The following is an 18,648-nucleotide window of genomic DNA, read 5'->3' as shown; positions in this document are numbered from 1 at the left end:
TTCGTAACAGCGCTTGGCGGAGGCGGACGGGAATCGAACCCGCCTGGCCCGGATGCCGGGCCACACCGGTTTTGAAGACCGGGAGGGGCACCAGCCACCTGAACGCCTCCGGGACGAACTCTAGACGCCGCGATGGGCGGATCGATCACCGACGTGCCAGAGTGGGCGTTGTGACTGCCGTTGATGCACCGCGTCTGACCCAGTACGCCCACGGCGGAGGCTGCGCCTGCAAGATCCCGCCCGGGGAGCTCGAATCCGTGGTGGCCGGTCTGGTCGGCACGGGTCTGCCCAAGGGGCCGGGCGAGTTGCTCGTCGGGCTCGACGACGGGGACGACGCGGCCGTGGTCAGCCTGGCCAACGGCACGGCCGTGGTGGCCACGGCCGACTTCTTCACCCCCGTGGTCGACGACGCGTACGACTGGGGGCGCATCGCCGCCGCCAATGCGCTGTCCGACGTGTACGCCATGGGTGGCACCCCCGTCGTCGCCGTGAACCTGCTGGCCTGGCCGCGTGATCTGCTGCCGATGGAACTGGCGGGCGAGGTGCTGGCCGGCGGGCTGGCCATCGCCCGGGACGCCGGCTGCCACCTGGCCGGCGGGCACAGCGTCGACGACCCCGAACCCAAGTACGGCATGGCCGTCACCGGCATCGCCGACCCGCACCGGCTCATGCGCAACGACGCGGGGGTGGCCGGGGTGCCGCTGACCCTGACCAAGCCGCTCGGGGTGGGCGTGCTCAACAGCCGGCACAAGGCCACCGGCGAGGTGTTCGCGAACGCCGTCGACGCCATGACCACGCTCAACCTGGCCGCCTCGGTCGAGGCGTTGAAGGCGGGCGCCGTCTGCGCCACCGACGTCACCGGGTTCGGGCTGCTCGGGCACCTGCACAAGCTGGCCCGGGCCAGCGGGGTCACGGCCCGGATCGACGCGCGCGCGGTCCCGTACCTGGAAGGCGCCCGGGAAGCCCTGCGCGACGGGTACGTCAGTGGTGGCACCCGCCGCAACCTGGACTGGGTGCGGCCGCACCTCGACAGCGGCGTCAGCGAGGACGAACTGCTGCTGCTGGCCGACGCCCAGACCTCGGGCGGGCTGCTGGTGGCGGGCGAGGTGCCCGGTTTCCCGATCGTCGGCGAGCTGCTGCCGGCCCGGGCCGACGGCATGACGCTGGAGGTCCGCCCTTGACTTCGAGTGCACTCGAACTGCGAGGCTGACCCCATGGTGAACGGGATCAGCGTCGGCGCGGCGGCGGAAACGGTCGGGCTCTCCGTGCACACCCTGCGCTGGTACGAGCAGGAGGGCCTGGTCGAGCCGGTCGAGCGCGACACCGCGGGCCGCCGCCGCTACTGCGACCGCGACCTGGACTGGCTGCGGCTGCTGATCCGCCTGCGCGGCACCGGCATGCCCGTGCGCGACATGCGCCGCTATGCCGAAATGGTGCGGGCCGGCGACCACACCGTCGGCGACCGTCTGCGGTTGTTCGTCGAGCACCGCGAGCGCGTGCTGGCCCGCATCGAAGAGCTCCAGCAGGACGTGGCGATGCTCGACATCAAGATCGCACTGTACGGCGAGATGGAGCGCGCCCAGCGCGCCGAGGACGCGCAGCACGCCCGCGAGGTGCTGGGCCTAGACCTGTTCGACACCGAAGCCACAGCAACAGCGCGCGGCCTCTGAAGCAACAGCTCGGCGGTCAGCACCTCACGCTGAGGTCGGCGCGTCGGGAGCTGGTCCCGTAGCGCGGCTGACCTTCTGGCCGCCGGCTTTGTTGAGGCCTTCGCGCTGCGGCACGACCGTGTAGCGCGGATCCTTCGCCGAGTCGACGCCGCCCTCGAACACGCCGAAGCGGGTCAGCACCGAGCCGGCCAGCAGCGAGGCCCCGGCCAGCGCCGACACGACCCGGCTGCGCCGCCCGACCACCGCCCCGACGGCACCCACCGCGGTCAGGATGCGGGCCGCGCGCAGCATCTTGCCCGGCCGCCCGTTGCGGTAGGGCTCGCTGAGCAGCCCGTGCCCGTGCTCGACCCGATGCCCGGCCGCGAGTTCGATCGCCGCCCCGGCCACCGCCATCCGCCGCATCGGCCGTCCCGGCGCCGCGATCAGCCCCACGCCCGCGCCACTGGCCAGGGCACTTCCGGCAAACATGAAGGGCAGGTCCGGGTACGCCGCATTCCAGCTCGGCACGGCCGTGTCGGCGAAAAGCACCGCGGTGTACGTGGCCAGCCCCGGAGCCAGCGCAGCCGCCCCATACCCAGCGGCCGCCCCCACCGGCGGCAACACCTTCCGCGCCAACCCGAGGACACCGCGCTCAGGCAAGAACGGCGCCAACTCAGCCGCAGCCGCCACCCCCGCCGCGCCCCCGAACACGCTCAGCAACCACGTGCCCATGGACATCGGCGAGGTCGGCTTGGCCACCCGCAGCATGTGGTGGAACCGGTCGGGCCGCCCCAGGTCCTTGATCAGGAAGAACGTGCTCGCACCCAGCGCCCCCAGGGCCGTGGCCCGGCCCGCGACCCGCAGCACCGGGTCGCCGGTGGCCTGCCCACCCGCCGCGACCAGCGCCGACCCCGCAGCCAGCCCACCGGTGAACAGATAGATCGCGATGTCATGCGTCCACACCGGCGGCCGCACAATCGGCCGCCCGTAGTACGACTGGAAGTCGGCCTTGGGCACCATGGGCCGGTCCCCACCACCGCCCCGCTTTCCACGCGACCGCCGATCCACCGACCGCCCGTCCGAGGACCGCCCATCCTGGGAGCGGCCATCCGACGAGCGGGCGTCCGAGCCGCCGTGTCCATCCGAGCCGCCGTGTCCATCCGAGCCGCCGTGTCCGTCCGAGGAGCGTTCAGCCCGGGAGCGGCCGTCCGAGGAGTCGCCACGGGTGGGGTGGGCCGGACTCATCCGCGCCTCCCGGCGAACGCGACAACCGCCGTGGCGGCCATGGTCAGGGCGGCCAGCCCGGCCTTCTTCCACATCGACACCACGTCGCGCGTCGGCACGTGCGGGTCCGGCGGGAGGCCGTACACCTCGGGCTCATCCAGCAATAGGAAGAACGCCCCGTCCCCGCCAACACCGTCGGAAGGGTCGTGGCCGTAGAGCCGGGCCTCGGCTACCCCCTGCGACTGCAGTGACTCGAGCCGCAGCGCCGCCCGCTCGCGCAGTTCGTCCAGCTCACCGTACTGAATCGACTCGGTCGGGCAGGCCGTGGCGCAGGCCGGCATCAGCCCGTCCCCGATCCGGTCGTAGCAGAGCGTGCACTTCCAGGCCCGCCCGTCGTCCTCGCGCCGGTCGATCACGCCGTACGGGCAGCCCGAAATGCAGTAGCCGCAGCCGTTGCAGATGTCGTCCTGCACCACGACCGTGCCGAACTCGGTGCGGAACAGCGCCCCCGTCGGGCACACATCCAGGCACCCAGCATGCGTGCAGTGCTTGCACACATTCGACATCATCAGCCAGCGGAAATCGCTCCGCGGCGCCGCGGTGGTTCGCCCCGGCAAATCCGACATGGGCATCCCCAGGAACTGACTGCCCTGAGAAACGCCGCCCGCCGGAACGCCGGCCCCCGATATGCCCGCCGCAGAAGCGCCGGCCCCGGAAGAAGCGGAAGCCCCGGCCCCGGAAGAGCACGCGCACCCGCCGGAAGATCCAGAACCACATCCACCGCTCGGAGCGGCCCCAAGGAACTCCGACCCCGCGGTAGCCGCCGCGGCCAGCGCGTCGACGGCCGGCGGAATCCCTGGCGCGGTGCCGGTGTCCACCGACGTCCGAGCGCCCACCACATTGGTCGCCGGCACCGACGACGGCCCGACCGGCAGCCCCGCGAACGCCCCCGGCGTATCAGTGGCCGCGCCCGAGGACGACCGCGGCTGCTCGATGAACGCCACATGCCGCCACGAGTTGGCCGTCAGCCCACCCGTGTTGTCGTACGACTGCCCGAGCAGGTCGAACCCGTCGTCCGGCACCGCGTTCCACGTCTTGCAGGCCACCTCGCACGCCTTGCACCCGATGCACACCGACGTGTCGGTGAAGAACCCCATCCGCGGCGGCGCGTCCGTGTACCCGGCGTCGGGCGCCGGGTCGAGCGGCCCGTACAGGCTATTGCTCCCCATCAGCGTCCTTCGGCGTCTCGATCGGCGTCCGGTGCCCGGGCGTGAGCCCCGCCCGATCACGGTAGCCCTGCACGTACGCCAGCAGCGAAGGCCCCGTCGGCCGCCGCCCGGGCTGGATGTCGCACGTGCCGACCTTGCTCTCCTGGATGAGCACGTTGGGGTCGAGCGTGATCCCGATCAGGTCGTTGGCCGAGTCGCCCGTGACCAGGCCCTCGCTGCCCCAGTGGTACGGCATCCAGAGCTGGTGCACGATTCGCCCGTCGATCCGCAGCGGGGCCAGCCGGTCGGTCACCATCACCCGGGCCTCGATCGCTGCGCGCGCCGTCACGATGTGCGCCCACCCCAGGTGTTCCAGCCCGCGCTCGGCCGCCAGCTCCGGCGACACCTCGACGAACATCTCGGGTTGCAGTTCCGACAGGTACGCCAACTGCCGGCTCATGCCCCCGGCCGTGTGGTGCTCGGTGAGGCGGCTGGTGCTGAACACGTACGGATAGATCTCGGCATGTTTTTCGGGCGGGCTCGGATTGGTCAGGTTGTCGGAGCGCTGATACACCTTGCGCGTCGGATTCGCCTGCTGGCCGTAGAGCGGGTTGCGCACGCTCGACTCGGCCGGCTCGTAGTGGGTCGGCATCGGCCCGTCGATCAGCCCGCTCGGCGCGTACAGCCAGCCCTTGCCGTCGCCCTGCATGATGAACGCGTCGTCACCGGCGATGGCCTCGACCCCCGACGCCCCCTCCGGCGGCCGGTACGAGGGCGGCTTGGTCTTCTCGAAGTCGGGCACGTCGTCGCCGACCCATTCGCCCTGCTCGGCGTCCCACCACACGTACTTCTTGCGTTCCGACCACGGGTTGCCCTCGGGGTCGGCCGAGGCCCGGTTGTAGAGCGTGCGCCGGTTGGCCGGCCAGGCCCAGCCCCACTCGGGCGCGACGTAGTTCTGCTCCTTACCGGGCTTGCGCCGGGCGGCCTGGTTGACCCCGTCCTGGTAGACGCCGGTGTAGATCCAGCAGCCGCCCGAGGTCGACCCGTCCGGCTTCATCTGCGTGAACGACGACAGCAGCTTCCCGGTGCTCAGGTCGTACCCGTTGATCTCTTTCAGCACGTCCTCGCCGCTCGGTTCCTGATGCGGGCCGTGCAGCGCGTAATCCCAGGTCAGCCTGCGCACACCCTCGTCACGCGGCAACGACGACCCGGCCAGCCGCTCGCGGATGATCCGGCCCAGGTGGTAGAAGAACCACAGTTCGCTACGCGCGTCGCCCGGCGGCTCGACGGCCTGTTCGCGCCACTGCAACATGCGCTGGGTCTGGGTGAAGGTGCCCGACTTCTCGGCGTGCGAGGCGGCCGGCATGAAGAAGACCTCGGTCTTGCACTCCTCGGGCACGATCTCGCCGGTCGCGATCTCGGGCCCGTTCTTCCAGAACGTGGCGCTCTCGATCATGTAGAGATCGCGGACCACGAGCCAGTCGAGGTTGGCCATGCCCAGCCGCTGCGCCTTGCCGTGGGCGGAGCCGACGGCGGGGTTCTGCCCGAGCAGGAAGTACCCCTTGATCTTGCCGTCGATCATGTCCAGGACCTGCTGGTACGTACCGTGGTCGCCGGTCAGCCGGGGCATCCAGCCGTACCCGTAGTCGTTCTGCTCGGTCGCCGCGTCCCCCCAGTACGACTTGAGCAGGCTGACCGCGTACGACTTGGCGTTGGACCAGAAGCCCTTCTGCTCCGGGTGCCGGATGGCGTCGACCCACTGGTCGAACGTCTCGTGCTGCTGGAAGTGCGGCATCGGCAGGTAGCCCGGCAGCAGGTTGAACAGCGTCGGGATGTCGGTCGAGCCCTGGATGCTGGCGTGCCCGCGCAGCGCCATCACGCCACCGCCGGGGCGGCCCATGTTCCCCAGCAGCAGCTGGATGATCGCGCCGGTGCGGATGTACTGCACGCCCACGCTGTGCTGCGTCCAGCCCACGCTGTAGACCAGGGCGGTCGTCCGCTCGCGCCCCGAGTTCGCGGTCCAGGCCTCGCACACCTCGAGGAATTTCTCTTGCGGTACGCCGCACAGCCGCTCCACGACCTCCGGTGTGTAGCGCGCGTAGTGCCGCTTGAGCACCTGATACACACACCGCGGATCTTGCAGCGTCGGGTCGCGGGGCACGTCGGCCGGGACCGGCGGGCCGTGCGACTCCTGCTCGAGGCCCGACGCCGTCTCACGGTCGACGTGCGACTCCTCTTCCTCCTGGCCCTCGTCCTGCTGACCGGCGTACTGCCAGCTCTTCTGGTCGTACGTGTTGGTCTCGGGGTCGTAGCCGGAGAACAGGCCGTCCAGGTCTTCAGTGTCCTGGAACTCCTCGCTGACGAGCGTGGACGCGTTGGTATACGCGAGCACGTACTCCCGGAAGTCCTTCTCGTTGCTCAGGATGTAGTTGACCACGCCACCCAGGAACGCGATGTCAGCACCGGCCCGCACCGGCAGATACGTGTGAGCCAGTGCGCTCGTACGCGTGAACCGGGGGTCGACGTGAATGACCTTGGCCCCGCGGTTCTTGGCCTCGACCACCCACTGGAAACCCACCGGGTGCGCCTCGGCCATGTTCGAGCCCTGGATGATGATGCAGTCCGCGTTAGCCAGATCCTGGAGGAATCCGGTGGCCCCGCCCCGGCCGAAGGAGGTTCCCAGACCGGGAACCGTGGCGGAGTGTCAAATACGGGCCTGGTTCTCGATCTGGATGGCGCCGATCGCGGTGAAGAGCTTCTTGATCAGGTAGTTCTCTTCGTTGTCGAGCGTGGCCCCGCCGAGGCTGGAGATTCCCAGCGTACGGTTCAGGGGCTTGCCGTCCGCGTCAGCGTCCTGCCAGGTGGCGTCGCGTGCGGCCAGCACCCGGTCGGCGATCATCTCCATCGCCGTGTCGAGATCGAGTTCTTCCCAATCTTTCCCGTACGGCCTGCGGTAGAGCACTTTCTGCTGCCGGCGATCGCTGGTGACCAGGCTCAGGCTGGCCGAGCCCTTGGGGCACAGGCGCCCGCGGGAGACCGGGCTGTCGGGGTCGCCCTCGATCTGGACGATCTTCTCGTCCTTGACGAAGATGCGCTGCCCGCAGCCGACCGCGCAGTAGGGGCAGACCGACTTGGCGACCCGGTCGGCGGTCTCGGTGCGGGCGGTGAGCGCCTTGCTCTTGGGAGACTGCGCGGCGGCGCCCCGGCCGAGCGGATCGGAGCCGGTGAGCTGCCGGTAGACCGGCCACCCCTCGATCCACGTCTTGACTCCCACGATCACGACCCTAACCCAGTGCCGCCCCACTCGCAGGTCTGGATACTGGGTTCATGAAGCGTCCCGTGCCGATGCGCAAATGCCCCCGTTGCGGGCATCAGACGCGCGCCGACCGCATGGTGAAGGGCTTCGGCCGCGACTGTGCCGCCCAGCTGGGGCTGATCGGGCGCTCGGTCGACACCGGCCACGAGGGGCCTGACCTGCTCGATGTCCTGCGTTCCCTCGACGAGGAGGACTCGTGCGACGGCTGGGACCGGCCCGGCGACCGTCCGTACTGATGGTGCACACCAACGGACAGAATGCATTCTGTTTCGACGGTATCCTGCTGCTCTTTCCGCTGCTCCGGACGAGAGAAGCTCGATGCGCAGGCTGGCCAGTGTCGCCCTGATCGCCCTTCTGGCCGCCCTCATGGCGCCACCCGCGGCTCAGGCCGCCGCGCCTTGGAAATTGACGATGGGCCAGATCAGCGTCGCACCCGGCGGCCCCGAGCGCGGACTGTCGCTGTCCATCAGCGCGCCCTCCCCTCGCCCCGGCGGCTCCCAGGTCGTCTTCGATCTCACCGCGGCCCAGGGCCTGGTCACGCTCAAGCTCGCCTTCGCCACCGGTTGTGTCGCCACCGAAACCGCGCTGACCTGCCCGACCACCGGGCTGGGGTCCAGCTCGCTGCTCGCCATCGCCGCCCCCGACGCCCCGGTCGGCACCGTGGTGCTGGTGCCGGGCCGGGTCGTCCTCGACGGCGCGACAGTGGCCGAGGCCACCGGCACGATCACCATCGCCGAACAGGTGTCGCTGGAAGCGATCGACGCGCAGGGCAGGATCGACATCGCGACGGGCGCGACCGGCGGGCTCGCGGCCGGTGTGCGCAACACCGGCACCCGGCCGCTGACCGGCGTGGTCCTGCGGCTGCGGACGGGCATCGGCCTGGCCCCGGCCGAGCACGCCAACTGCGAGCGGATCGTGTCGAAGTTCGTCTACGACGTGACGTCGGGCGTCGTCTGCCTGTTCGACCAGGAGCTGGCCCCCGGCCAGGCCTACCGGCTGGCGACGCCGCTGGGGATCACCGCGACCGACGAGGTCTGGGCCCCGAGCGCCTGGTACGCGACGATGACCTGGACGACCGCGCAGGACTACGTCGACCAGGGCGGCACGCTGCCGAGCGGTGGCAGCGGCCCCGCGCTCGAGCTGGCGCCCGCGGCCGAGGCCCGGGCCGTCCCGCAGACCGGCAACACCGGTTTCGCCGACTTCCAGATCTTCGTCACCGGCCGCAACGCCTCGACGTTCACCGTCACGGGCGACGAGGCGGCGGGCAAGGTCGGCGAGACAGTGACCCTCACCGCCAGCATCCGCAACAACGGCCCGGCCCGGCTCGAGGGATACGAGCAGGAGTGGGGCTCCTACCTGATCGCCGTGCTGACCCCGCCGCCCGGCACCGAGATCGTCAAGCACACGAAGCTGTGCCGGCCGTTCAGCATCGGCCACCCGACGCCCTCGCCGCCGTACCCGGTGGACGCCGAGATCGGTGACGGCAAGCTCTACTGCTGGTCCCCGAACGATCTGTTCCCGAGCTACGAGCCCGGAAAGACGTACACCTTCGACGTCACGCTGCGCATCAAGAAGCCGGGCACGCTGAAGGGCGAGTTCCTCAGCCGGCTCGGCGGCATCGGCGTGCCCGACGGCCCGGTGCTGCAGCGGGGCCCGCTCGTCGTGCAGGCGACCGGCGCGCCCGCCTCCGGTGACGACGGCGGCGAGGGCGGTGGCGGTAGTCTGCCGATCACCGGCACCAACACCACCGTGGTCGCTCTTCTCGGCCTCGCGCTGCTCGTCGCCGGCGCCGCCACCCGCCTAGCCACCCGTCGACGGTAGAGGCCCACCGATGCGCAGACTCACCAGTGCCGCCCTGATCGCCCTGCTGGCCGCGTTCATCGCGCCGGCGCCGGCCCAGGCCGCGGCCACCCCGTGGAAGCTGACGGTCGGCCGCGACAGCGTCGTGCCCGGTAACCAGACCGTCCTGCAGCTGAGCGTCGACACGGCGAACGCGGCCCTCGTCCAGTTCGACCTGATCTTCGACACCACCGCCGCGCAGGGTGTGATCACTCTGCAGCCCCTCTTCTCCGCCACCAACTGCACCACCACGGCCACGGCCCTGACCTGCACGCACACCAGCCGCGGCTTCTCGGGCGGCGGCTTGCGGGTGACCGCGGCGGCCGGCGCCCCGGTCGGCACCGCAGTGACCCTGCCGGCCCGCATCGTCGCCGACGGCAAGACGGTGGCCACCGCGACCGGCACCGTCACCGTGGCCGAACAGGTCTCGCTGACCCCCGTCCAGGCCCAGGACGACGTCTCGGTCGCCACCGGCGCCACGGCGAACCTGGCCGCCGGCCTGCGCAACGCCGGCGACCGCCCGATCACCGGCGTCGTACTCAGGCTGCAGACGGCCGTCGGCATGCGCACCCCCGACTTCGCCAACTGCACCGCCGTCCCCGGCCGGGGCCCGATCCGGCCGACCGCCGGCGCCGCCTGCCTGTTCGAGGGCGCTCTGGCCCCCGGCGAGGAATACCGTCTGGCGACACCGTGGCCGGTCACCGCCTCCGACGCCGTGTGGGCACCGAGCAACTGGCTGTCCTCGCTGACCTGGTACACCGCCCAGGACTGGGTCGACCAGGGCTTCGCCCTACCCGGCGGCGGCAGCGGCGCTGAGCTCACGCTGAGCCCGGCCCCCGTCCCCGTGACCGACCCGGCGCCGCAGACCGAGATCGACCCCAATCCCGACAACAACGCCGACGAGTGGCAACTCGCCGTGACCGGCCGCAACAACTCCACTTTCACCGTCAAGGGCGACACCGCCAACGCCAAGGTGGGCCAGACGGTCAAGGTACGCACGAGCGTCCGCAACAACGGCCCGGCCCGCCTCGAGGGTTGGGGCAACGACAGCGCCGCCTACCTGACGGTCACGATCACGCCCCCCGCCGGCACCAAGGTCGTCTCCCACTCCAAGCTGTGCCAGCCCTTCAACGTCGACTACCCCACCCCCGGCGTCCCCTGGCCCGACGGAGCCGACTTCAACGACGGCAACTACTACTGCTGGACAGGCATGTTCGAAGGCCTCCCCTACCTCCCGGGTGAGACCGTCAACTTCGACTTCACCCTGCGCGTAACCAAGCCCGGCACCCTACGAGGCAAAATCCGCACAGTCCTGGCCCCCAGCGGCGCCACCCCCATCCCCCAGGAACAACCAATCGTCATCAACGGCACCGCCGCAGCTACCCCCGACGACGGCGACGGCAAGGACGACGGCGGCGAGGGCGGCGGCCTACCGATCACCGGCACCAACACGGCCACGCTGGCCCTGATCGGCCTCGCCCTGCTCCTCGTCGGCGCCAGCACCCGCTTCGTCACCCGCCACCGCTAACAGCCAGACGGCAAACTCACCAATGCGTGAGATCGCTGGCACCTGCGGTCTGAATTCCAGCCAAACTTGGCGACGCCCGAACTGGCCGACCTCGGCCGCGGGACCGGTCGGCTCGGTGCAGGACACCCGTGCACCCGATCCGAAAACCGGTTGCGCTGGGCGGCAACTACCGCCAGGACCAAGGTTCAGGCCTCCCCACGTGCCTGGGCCCGAATGGCATCGGCCCGTGCGCGCAGTGGTTGCGCTTCAGCGGCGCGACCAAGGTCTTGCAACCTTGCCGCGGTCAACGCGATCGCCACGGTCACCGTGCGCTTCAATCCACGGTGCGTCGCCGCGGCCACTACGATCACTTGTCCCACCGCCGACCTCGGCGCGCTCACGTTCTCGGTCACCGCCAAGGCCGGCGCCGAGATCGGGGCCGACGTCCCTCTCCCCGTACGAGTGGTGCTCGACGGCACCGCCCGGGCCACCAGCACCGGCCGCGTCACCATCGCCGAGCCGGTCGCGCTCACGGCCGTCGACACTCAAGGCGACGTCTCGTTGGCTACCGGCGCGAGCACCGCCTTGTCAGCGGCCGTCCGCAACTCCGGCGACGCCGCGATCAACGGTGTTGTGCTCGAACTCCGCACGGTCCGCGGCATCACCAGCGCCCGGCACAGCACCTGCGTTCCCACCGAACTCGGTGCCGCCTGCTTCTTCGACACTGAACTGGCCCCCGGCGCCACCTACCGCCTGGCCACCCCGTGGCAGATCACCGCGAGCCCGGCCGTGTGGGCGCCCAGCCAGTGGGCCAGCTCCTTCGTCTGGCACACCGCCCAGGACTGACTCGACCTCGGTCGTACGCTGCCGTCCGGTACCGGCCCCGAGCTGAAGCCGGCCGCTGCGGTGTCCACCCTGGACGATTCGCAGACCGAGACCGACCGCAGCGACAACTCCGACAACTGGAGCCTGACCGTCACCGGCGTCAACCAGGCCAACTTCACCGCGCTGGGCGCCACCGGCCGTGCCGCGGTCGGAAAGACCGTCACCGTACGCGTGGGCGTGCGCAACAACGGCCCGGCCCGCATCGAAGGCTGGGGTTCCCCGCAGGGCTCCTATCTGATCGTCACGGTCGTACCGCCCACGGGCACCACAGTGGTCAACGATTCCCCCTTCTGCGGGCCCTTCCCCACCATCATTCCCGACCCCATCCCGCCCTTCCCCGGCGACGGCCACCCCGACGACGGCAAGTACTACTGCTACACCCCGGCGGCCGAGGGCGTCCCCTACGCCCCTGGCCGAACAGTCCTGTTCGACTTCGTCCTGCGCGTCGACCAGCCCGGCACCCTCCGCGGCTCGATCAAGATCACCCGTGGCGGCCCGCCCCCGGCCGGCGATCCCGACCCGTCCGACGACATCGCGCCCATCGTCATCAACGCCGCCACCGCCACCCCCGGCGGCGGCGAGGGCGGCGGCCTCCCGATCACCGGCACCAACTCGACAGCAATCGCCCTTATCGGCCTGGCCCTGGTCATCGCCGGGGCGGCGGCCCGCGTCATTGCCACCCGCCGCTGACCCGGAGGCAGTACGCTGCGGTCCACCCCGTGACCGCCAGGACGAAAGAAGCCACCCGATGCGCAGGCTTGTCGGCGCCGCCCTGATCACCTTGCTCGCCGCGCTCGCGCCCGCCGCGGCCGCCCAGGCCGCTCCCGCCTGGGACTACGAGCTGTCGCTGGCTCACACCAGCCTGGCGCCGGGCACCGCCAAGTCCATGCGGGTGCACTTCAACCCGCCAACCACCAATCCACCGCGCGACTACCGGTTGGTCTTCGACTTCTCGGCGCTGAGCGGCATCGCCACCCTCACCCCGTGGCCGTCGGCCCGGTGCACCACCACAGCCACGACGCTGGACTGTCCGGCCGTCTACGAGGCGCAGCTGGTCGTGACGGCCGCGCCCGGCGCCGAGCTGGGCGCGAGCGCGAAGGTCACCGTCCGGGGCGTCCTCGGTACGCGGACGCTGGCGACCACGACCGCCACCGTGACCGTCGCCGAGCAGGCCGCGCTGACCGCGGTCGACGCCCAGGACGACCTTTCGGTGGCGACCGGCGGGACGACCGGGTTGTCGGCCGCGGTCCGCAACACCGGCGACCGCCCGGTCACCGGCGTGGTCCTGCAGCTGCGCACGGCCATCGGCATCCGGTCGGCCGGCCACAGCAACTGCGTCCCGATCACTGCCGCGCCCACGATCCTGCAGCCCCAGGCCGGCGCGGCCTGCCTGTTCGACGCCGAGCTGGCCCCCGGCCAGACCTACCGGCTGGCCACGCCGTGGCAGGTCACCGCCACCGACGCCGTCTGGGCGCCCAGCGAGTGGATCTCGTCGTTCACCTGGTACACCGCGCAGGACTACCAAGACCTGGGCCGTCCGCTCCCGGCCGGCGGCAGCGGCCCCGAACTCGAACTGGCCCCCGTGGCCGCCGCCCGCGCTGTTCCGCAGACCGAACCCGACACCCTCGACAACGCCGACGACTGGTCCCTGTCGGTCACCGGCGACAACCGTTCCCCGTTCACGGTGAAGGGCACGACGGCCACCGGAACGGTCGGCCGGACGGTCACCGCCCGCCTCAGCGTGCGCAACGAGGGCCCGGCGCGCCTCGAGAGCTGGGGCCACCCGGCCGGCGGCTATCTGACCGTCACGGTGCGGCCGCCCGCCGGCACCACTGTGGTCAAGCACCCCGACCGGTGCGAGCCGTTCGTCAGCGGCTACCCGGGTCCGGACGCGCCCTGGCCGCCGGGCGTGCTGCCCAACGACGGCAACTACTACTGCTTCACCGACTTCTGGCGGGGCAATCCGTACCTGCCCGGCCGGACGGAGACCTTCGACTTCACTTTCCGCGTCGACAAGCCGGGCACGTTGCGGGGCGAGATCCGCACCGAGCTGCACAGCGTGGACGTGAAGCGCCAGCAGGCCCCCATCGTCATCACCGCGACCGCCGCGGGCGCCGGCGACGATGGTGGCGGCGAGGGCGGTGGCGGCAGTCTCCCGATCACGGGCAGCAACACCGCAGTGGTCGCGCTGATCGGCCTCACGCTGCTCGTGGCCGGCGGCGCCGCCCGCCTCGCGACCCGGCGCCACTGATACCGAAGAGTAACTTGCAGTCCTAGTGACAAATGTCGGTGACGCGTCCATTATGGCTCGATGCCTGGCCGTCACCGTCCGCTGCAGCGCACCGGACTCATCGTCACCGCCGCCGCCGTAGCCGTCGTCGTGGTCGCCGGCGGCGCCTGGGCCGGTTACCAGCAGTGGTCCGACAGCGGCTGCGCCGCCACAGTGCAGCTCGACGTCGCCGCTGCCCCCGAGATCGCCCCCGCCGTACGCTCCGCGGCCGAAGCCTGGAGCCGCGCCGAGGGCACCTGCGCCCGGGTGACCGTGAACGCCGCCGACCCGGCCGGCGTCGCCGCCGCAGTGGGTGGCGAACACGGCGTAAATCTGGCCGGCGTCGGCACCGGCGCCCGGTCCGACGCGTCCGGCATCGACGCCTGGATCCCCGACTCGGGCACCTGGCTGGTCCGGATCTCGTCGGAGGCACCCGGTTTCCGGCCGGCCGTGCTCGGTTCGATCGCCCTGAGCCCGGCCGTGCTGGCCGTGCCGGAGGCCTCGGCCGCGGCCCTGAGCGGACCCGCCCGTACGCCGAAAATGGCCGACCTCGTCAAGAAGCTGGACTCCTTCAAACCCGGCCTGGTCGAACCGTCGCGCGACGCGACCGGGCTGGCCGGCCTGCTCACCATGGCCGGCGCGACGGACTCGGCCGCGCTGCGGGTCGGCGTCATGCGCGCGCTCGCCGCCCACAGTTCCACCCTGCGCAAAGACCTGCTGCTGAAGGTCGGCGACTCGGTCGGCCTGGCCTTGCTGTCCGAGGCTGACGTGATCGCCCACAACGCCCGGACCCCCGGCAATCGCCTGGCCGCGCTGTATCCGAGCCCGGCCACGGCCGCGCTCGACTACCCGTTCGCGATCATGCCCGGCGTCGACCCGGAGAAGGCCGCCGCCGCGACCAAGCTGCGGGGCGCGCTCGGCGGCATCACGGCCGGCCTGGCCCAGGCCGGACTGCGTGGGCCTGACGGCACGACCGGCCCCGGCTTCCCGGCCCCGCAGGCCGCGCCGGCCAGGATCGCACCGCCGCCCGCCCCCGCGGCGGCCGCCCTCACCCCGCTGCTCGGCAGCTGGACGGCGATCACCCAGCCCGGCCGCATGCTCGCCGTGTTCGACGTGTCGGGCTCGATGAAGGCCAAGGTCCCCACGGCGGGCGGCCTGACCCGGGCCGAGGTCACCCAGCGCACGGCTCAGCAGGGTCTGGCCCTGCTCGACGGCCGCTGGTCGGTCGGCAACTGGACGTTCTCGACGAACATGGTCGGCACCCGCCCGTGGAAAGAGAACGTGCCGATCAGTTCGGTGGCGACCAGCCTGCCCGAGCTGCGGGCCGGGATCAGCCGGATCACGCCCAAGGACGACGGGGACACCGGCCTCTTCGATACCGCCCTGGCCGCGTACGCCGCGGTGAAGAAGGGCTGGAAGCCCGGGGTCTCCAATTCGGTGGTCATCTACACCGACGGCGCGAACGACAACCCGGGCGGCCTGAAGATCGAGGAGCTGGTGGCCAGGATGACCGAGCTCCGCGACCCGGCCAAGCCCGTCCGCATGATCATCATCGGCATGGGCACCGCGATCGACCGCAACGAGCTGAACGCCATCGTCAAGGCAGCCGGCTCCGGCGGCGTCTTCGTCGCCACCGACCCCGCCAAGATCGGCGAGATCTTCCTGGAGGCGATCGCCAGCCGCCGCGGCGCCTGATGCCGTTGTCCCGCAACGGAATCGGGACGCCGATCAGATATCGATGGTGTTAACATCCCGTCGCTCGCCTGGCGGACCGCCGGCGAGAAACGGGAGAACCACTGTGCACAATTCCTTGAGCCGCGCTCTGCGCTGCGCCGTCACCCTTACCCTCGCCGCGGCCTCGGCGGTCGCCCTGGCCGAGCCCGCCCGAGCGATGAACTACTCCGCCCCCGCCCCGACCACCTGGACGTTCACCGACTCGGCCGCCCCCACCACCCGGTCGGTCGAGCCCACGGGTGACGCCCCGGTCGGCTCCACCGTCGACAGCGATGGTGTGACCCACACGCGTCGCGCCTACTACACCTTCGACATCACCCCGTTCCGCGGCCAGGTCGTCCACGCGGCCGACCTGTGGACGAGGGAGACCCGGGTCGCCGACTGCGGCACGGCCGCGCCGGTCGAGGTGTGGCGCACCGGCCCGGTCACCGCGAAGTCGACCTGGAGCAAGCCGCCCCAGGATCTCGAACTCGTCGCCCGGCGCAATCTCGGGCTGGGCACGATCTGTCCGCGCGCGATTCTCGGCGCCGAGGCGGGCGCGGCCGTCACCGCCGCGCTGGCCCGCAACGAGAAGACCATCACCTTCGGCCTGCGCCTCGCGGCCGGCACCGAGACCGACCCCGAGGCCGCGCGGTCGTTCGAGCCGCTGAACCTGAGCATGTCGACCAATTACGCGCCGACGGTCAGCAATCTGCGGCTGACACGCCCCGACCGGCCCTGCGGCACCCCGGACCGGCACCCCACGGCCGGTGGTCTCACGTACTTCACGGCGTCCGCCGCCGACAAAGACCCGGTCTACCTCCCGACCACGGCGTTCGAGCTGTGGCCGGTCGACCGGCCCGAGGAGCGCACCCGGTTCGCTCAGCGGGACGGCGCCGATCCGGTCGTCAGCACCGATCTGCGGACCCACGCGGACGGCACGGTGCTGGCCTGGAGCGCTCAGGCGCGCGACAACCACGACGAGGGCGAGTGGGGCCCCACCTGTTATCTGACGGTCGACAACACCGCGCCGGCCACGGCCCCGGCGATCATCCCGCGTAAGTACAACAAGCCCGAGTACCCCGGCACGGGCGGCCCTGGTGTGGCCGGCACGTTCATCCTGGACGCGCGGGGCGACACCGACACGGTCGGCTTCGAGTACACCGAGCAACAGAGCCCGTCCTTCGGCTCGGTCGACGCCAACCGCCCGGGCGGGCGGGCCCGGATCACCGTGACGCCGAGCCGCTGGGGCTCCGACCAGTTGCAGGTCAGGGCGGTCGACCGGGCCGGCAACCGCGGGCCGTGGCAGACGTACGACTTCTACGTCCGCGACACCGCGCCGAGCATCGAGGTCGACGTGGCCGGGGTCGGCCGGCCGAGCACCATCAAGCTTTTCTCGCAGGTCGGCCGGGTCACCTCCTTCGGCTACAGCATCGACGGCGGGCCGGAGACCAGGGTCCCCGCGACCGATCGCCACGGGTCGGGCCCGGTCGTCTTCGCGAGCAGTGGCTACCGGGAAATCACCAGCCGCAGCTACGTGGGCACGAAGATGATCGGGACGGACACGAAGCAGATCTACGTCGACGACGCACCCGCGGTCGCCTCGGCCGAGTTCCTGTTCCCGGCCGAGCCCGTGGTGGGCGACCGGGGCACCTTCACCTTCAAGCCGCGTACCACCGGGGTCGTCGCCTACCTGTACGACTTCGGTGACGGCGATCGCAAGCGGGTGGAGGCGGCCGCCGACGGCACGGCCACGCTGGAGTGGACGGCCGGGAACCCGGGGTACCACTTCATGACCGCGGTCTCGGTCACGGCCGACGGCACCGAGTCGGCCGCCTGGTTCGACCAGTTCCGGGTGATCGACACCCATCCGGCGGTCTGGTCGGACGCCGGCTCCTGCTGCCCGAACACCGACGGCGTGGGCCGCCCGGTCACCGTGAACATGAACAGCGAGCTGGCCGGGGTGACCGGCTTCGTCTACAGCTACGACGGCGGGGCCGAGCAGACGGTCAGCGAGGGTCAGAACAGCCGGGTCAAGGTCACCCCGACCCACGCCGGGGACAGCCCGTTCACCGCGCGCGCCGTCCGGGCCGACGGGACGCTGTCCCCGCCCACCACCATCACGATCAAGATCACCGACGCGCCGCTCGTCACCCACGCCGGGCCGTACGGGGCCGACGGGGTCGTCGGGCGAAAGTCCGTGCTCACCTTCGAACCGGCGACGCCGAACGTGGCGAGCTACCAGTACTACTGGGGCTACTACCCGGAGTCGCCGGTGACGGTCGACGCCGGGGCCGACGGCTCGGCGACGGTCGAGTGGACCCCGGAGTACGCGGATCACGCGACCCTGAGCGTCGTCGCCCTCGCGGCGGACGGCGGCGAGTCGGACGTCCGCCGCATCAACATCTCGGCCTACGACCAGGGTGCGGAGTACAGCGGCACGTGGGACGACTCGACGCCGCGGGGCGGGGTGGGTGTGCCCGGCCGGGTCGGCTTCTCCGGCCTGCGGGCCGGCCTGCACGACGCGACCGTGAAGTACCTGTGGCGCGTCAACGACGGCCCGGTCCACGAGCTCGCCCGGGACAAGGAGGCGCTCGTCACCGAGGCGCCGTACACGCCCGAGCGCACCGGCGAGAACGTCGTGTCCGTCCAGCGGCAGTTCACCGACGGCCTGCTCTCGCCGGTGCTCGAGTACCGGTTCCTGGTCGGCACCCGGCCGCTGGTGCAGTCGCCCGACTACCCGGCCGGCGACTGGCAGGGTGGCCCCGGCGTGCCCGGAACGTTTCTGTTCAGCGGGGGCAGGCCGGGCATCGTGGCGTTCGAATACCGCATCGCCGAGGAGAGCAGCGGCGACCAGGTCGCCCAGGGCACCGCCCCGGCCGACCCCTCCGGCGCCGCGGCGGTCACCTTCACCCCGGCCGACGCCATTCGGTACACGCTAACCGTCACCGGCCGCACGGCCGAGGACGCCCCGACGGAGGAGCAGACCTACTCCTTCGGCGTCGCCACCAGCTGATCCATGGGGGTCCGGCCGGCCC

General features: G+C 71.4%; 12 protein-coding genes, 1 tRNA gene and 1 pseudogene. 10 read left to right on the top strand and 4 right to left on the bottom strand.

The window, feature by feature from the left end:
* Positions 1 to 14: 14 nt before the first annotated feature.
* A tRNA-Sec gene (locus M1L60_RS10965) sits at positions 15 to 110 on the bottom strand.
* A 60-nt stretch (positions 111 to 170) separates the two neighbouring features.
* Between M1L60_RS10965 and selD the strand changes: the two genes are divergently transcribed.
* Positions 171 to 1,181 carry a selenide, water dikinase SelD gene (gene selD / locus M1L60_RS10960; RefSeq protein WP_438862094.1) on the top strand — a complete coding sequence of 337 codons (1,011 nt, stop codon included), beginning with the start codon at positions 171 to 173 and terminating at the stop codon, positions 1,179 to 1,181.
* A gap of 33 nt (positions 1,182 to 1,214) precedes the next feature.
* Positions 1,215 to 1,670 carry a MerR family transcriptional regulator gene (locus tag M1L60_RS10955; protein ID WP_253237245.1) on the top strand — a complete coding sequence of 152 codons (456 nt, stop codon included), beginning with the start codon at positions 1,215 to 1,217 and terminating at the stop codon, positions 1,668 to 1,670.
* 24 nt (positions 1,671 to 1,694) lie between these two features.
* Here the strand turns inward: M1L60_RS10955 and nrfD are convergent, their stop codons facing one another.
* From nrfD to fdh, 3 genes and pseudogenes are all read right to left on the bottom strand, one after another.
* The gene (gene nrfD, locus M1L60_RS10950) at positions 1,695 to 2,669 is read right to left on the bottom strand and encodes an NrfD/PsrC family molybdoenzyme membrane anchor subunit (protein WP_253237244.1); all 975 of its coding nucleotides are present in this window, start codon (positions 2,667 to 2,669) and stop codon (positions 1,695 to 1,697) included.
* A 221-nt stretch (positions 2,670 to 2,890) separates the two neighbouring features.
* Positions 2,891 to 4,102: a 4Fe-4S dicluster domain-containing protein gene (locus M1L60_RS10945; RefSeq protein WP_438862093.1), complete on the bottom strand. Its 1,212-nt coding sequence runs from the start codon at positions 4,100 to 4,102 to the stop codon at positions 2,891 to 2,893.
* Positions 4,095 to 7,355, bottom strand: a pseudogene (gene fdh / locus M1L60_RS10940) (formate dehydrogenase); the annotation flags it as partial. The gene M1L60_RS10945 and the pseudogene fdh, both read right to left, overlap by 8 nt.
* Before the next feature lie 53 nt (positions 7,356 to 7,408).
* Here fdh and M1L60_RS10935 point away from each other — a divergent pair.
* The 8 genes from M1L60_RS10935 to M1L60_RS10900 all read left to right on the top strand — a co-directional run bounded on the left by M1L60_RS10935 (position 7,409) and on the right by M1L60_RS10900 (position 18,626).
* Entirely contained in the window at positions 7,409 to 7,633 is a 225-nt protein-coding gene (locus tag M1L60_RS10935) for a hypothetical protein (protein ID WP_253237242.1), read from the top strand.
* 82 nt (positions 7,634 to 7,715) lie between these two features.
* Positions 7,716 to 9,218 (top strand): LPXTG cell wall anchor domain-containing protein, encoded by a 1,503-nt coding sequence (locus tag M1L60_RS10930; RefSeq protein WP_253237241.1) that lies wholly within the window; start codon positions 7,716 to 7,718, stop codon positions 9,216 to 9,218.
* A 10-nt stretch (positions 9,219 to 9,228) separates the two neighbouring features.
* A complete protein-coding gene (locus M1L60_RS10925) occupies positions 9,229 to 10,764 on the top strand; it encodes a hypothetical protein (RefSeq protein WP_253237240.1) in 1,536 nt (511 codons plus the stop codon).
* 306 nt (positions 10,765 to 11,070) lie between these two features.
* A complete protein-coding gene (locus M1L60_RS10920; protein WP_253237239.1) occupies positions 11,071 to 11,589 on the top strand; it encodes a hypothetical protein in 519 nt (172 codons plus the stop codon).
* A gap of 60 nt (positions 11,590 to 11,649) precedes the next feature.
* Positions 11,650 to 12,318, top strand: a complete 669-nt coding sequence (locus M1L60_RS10915; protein ID WP_253237238.1) for a hypothetical protein — start codon at positions 11,650 to 11,652, stop codon at positions 12,316 to 12,318.
* A gap of 58 nt (positions 12,319 to 12,376) precedes the next feature.
* Positions 12,377 to 13,879: an LPXTG cell wall anchor domain-containing protein gene (locus M1L60_RS10910; protein ID WP_253237237.1), complete on the top strand. Its 1,503-nt coding sequence runs from the start codon at positions 12,377 to 12,379 to the stop codon at positions 13,877 to 13,879.
* Positions 13,880 to 13,939: 60 nt separating this feature from the next.
* Positions 13,940 to 15,592 (top strand): VWA domain-containing protein, encoded by a 1,653-nt coding sequence (locus M1L60_RS10905; RefSeq protein WP_253237236.1) that lies wholly within the window; start codon positions 13,940 to 13,942, stop codon positions 15,590 to 15,592.
* Positions 15,593 to 15,707: 115 nt separating this feature from the next.
* Positions 15,708 to 18,626, top strand: coding sequence for a hypothetical protein (locus M1L60_RS10900; protein WP_253237235.1), 2,919 nt, complete (start codon positions 15,708 to 15,710; stop codon positions 18,624 to 18,626).
* The last annotated feature ends 22 nt before the right edge of the window (positions 18,627 to 18,648 follow it).

This window comes from Paractinoplanes aksuensis, from assembly GCF_024137025.1.
In the GTDB taxonomy this organism is placed as follows: domain Bacteria; phylum Actinomycetota; class Actinomycetes; order Mycobacteriales; family Micromonosporaceae; genus Actinoplanes; species Actinoplanes aksuensis.
Note: the sequence above shows the minus strand (reverse complement) of the source record. Positions and strands in the feature narration are given on the sequence as shown.

Coding starts and splice junctions, on each gene's coding strand:
- M1L60_RS10955 (WP_253237245.1), top strand. CDS start 1,215: ATGGTGAACGGGATCAGCGTCGGCGCGGCGGCGGAAACGGTCGGGCTC.
- M1L60_RS10905 (WP_253237236.1), top strand. CDS start 13,940: ATGCCTGGCCGTCACCGTCCGCTGCAGCGCACCGGACTCATCGTCACC.
- M1L60_RS10945 (WP_438862093.1), bottom strand. CDS start 4,102: ATGGGGAGCAATAGCCTGTACGGGCCGCTCGACCCGGCGCCCGACGCC.
- M1L60_RS10910 (WP_253237237.1), top strand. CDS start 12,377: ATGCGCAGGCTTGTCGGCGCCGCCCTGATCACCTTGCTCGCCGCGCTC.
- nrfD (WP_253237244.1), bottom strand. CDS start 2,669: ATGGTGCCCAAGGCCGACTTCCAGTCGTACTACGGGCGGCCGATTGTG.
- M1L60_RS10935 (WP_253237242.1), top strand. CDS start 7,409: ATGAAGCGTCCCGTGCCGATGCGCAAATGCCCCCGTTGCGGGCATCAG.
- M1L60_RS10930 (WP_253237241.1), top strand. CDS start 7,716: ATGCGCAGGCTGGCCAGTGTCGCCCTGATCGCCCTTCTGGCCGCCCTC.
- M1L60_RS10925 (WP_253237240.1), top strand. CDS start 9,229: ATGCGCAGACTCACCAGTGCCGCCCTGATCGCCCTGCTGGCCGCGTTC.